The organism is Streptomyces sp. NPDC127092 (assembly GCF_042722475.1).
Classification (GTDB): domain Bacteria; phylum Actinomycetota; class Actinomycetes; order Streptomycetales; family Streptomycetaceae; genus Streptomyces.
This window is the reverse complement of record NZ_JBHXFE010000377.1, coordinates 1-1,108: the sequence shown is the minus strand read 5'-3', so window position 1 is coordinate 1,108 and position 1,108 is coordinate 1. Positions and strand designations below refer to the sequence as shown.

Genomic DNA, 1,108 nt, shown 5'->3' with positions numbered 1-1,108 from the left:
ACATCAGGTGGGTGCCGCGCGCGGATTCGATCGCCCGTGAGGTCGCCAGGAACACCAGGTCCTCGTGCCACTGGAGCCACGGACGCGCGGCGCCGGCGCCCCGGTGCGCATCCGCGTCGGCGGGCGACTCCACGGCCTCCACACCGCATCGGGCCCAGGACTCGATCACCTCCGCCCGCTCGTCTCCCGTGAGGCCGCTGACCGTCACAGCATCGAGTCCGGCGCCGATGCGCAACGCGATGGTCTCGCGCATGGCTTCGTCCTCCCCCTGGGTGCCGGGCATGGCTCACCCCTTCCATCCCGTGGCCGTCCGGTCAGTGTACTGAGCGCCGTGCCGACGGCCACGAGGCCGCCCCACCGGACGGCACGGGTCCTCGCCAGACGCTCTCTATACTCGTCACAGGTTCTCGGGCGCTGGGTGCGCCCTCCATCCGAGCTGAGGGAGGAGCCCGCATGGCAGCCCAGTCGCCCACGGCGGCGGTGACCGTGGTGATCCCGCACTACGGCGATCCGGCCCCCACCCTCGCCCTCGTCGACCGCCTGCTGAGCGATCCCGGAGACGCGCTGGCCGCCGTCGTGGTCTCGGACGACGCCTCGCCCACCCCGTACCCCGAGGCGCACGATCCGCGTCTGACCGTGGTGCGCCGCGAGCGCAACGGCGGGTTCGGGGCGAACGTGAACACCGGCCTGGCCGCGGTCACCACCGAGCTGGCCCTGGTCCTCAACTCGGACGCGGAGATCACGGGGGCGCAGATCGACGCGCTGGTGGTTGCGGCCGCTCCGTATCAGCCGGCCGTGGTCAGTCCGCAGGTCGTCAACGGGGACGGCACGCCGCAGTGGTCCGGGCGGCACTTCCCCACGGTGCTGCACCAGACCGTCGAGTGGCTGACTCCGCTGGCCCGCTTCCGCCACCTGGACGTGCTCCACGAGGCCGTGGGGCACGACGTCGCGGCGGCCCGGTCCGTCTCGCCCGTGGCGGTCGACTGGGTGATGGGCGCTGTGCTGCTCCTGCCGATGGCGCAGGTCCGCGCCGTCGGCGGGTTCGACGAGGAGTACTTCATGAACGCCGAGGAGGTCGATCTGCAGCGCCGCCTGCGCGAGCACGGTG

Annotated in this window: 2 protein-coding genes; one reads left to right on the top strand and one right to left on the bottom strand. The window is 72.6% G+C overall.

Going from position 1 to position 1,108, the window contains the following annotated elements; all coding sequences use genetic code 11:
* A partial coding sequence (locus ACFWJO_RS40585; protein WP_386873403.1) for a hypothetical protein occupies positions 1-283 on the bottom strand: 283 nt, incomplete at its 3' end.
* Between the two features lie 170 nt (positions 284-453).
* On the opposite strand from ACFWJO_RS40585, the gene ACFWJO_RS40580 reads away from it, so the two are divergent.
* Positions 454-1,108 (top strand): glycosyltransferase family 2 protein (locus ACFWJO_RS40580; RefSeq protein ID WP_386873401.1); only part of this gene is annotated, 655 nt, incomplete at its 3' end.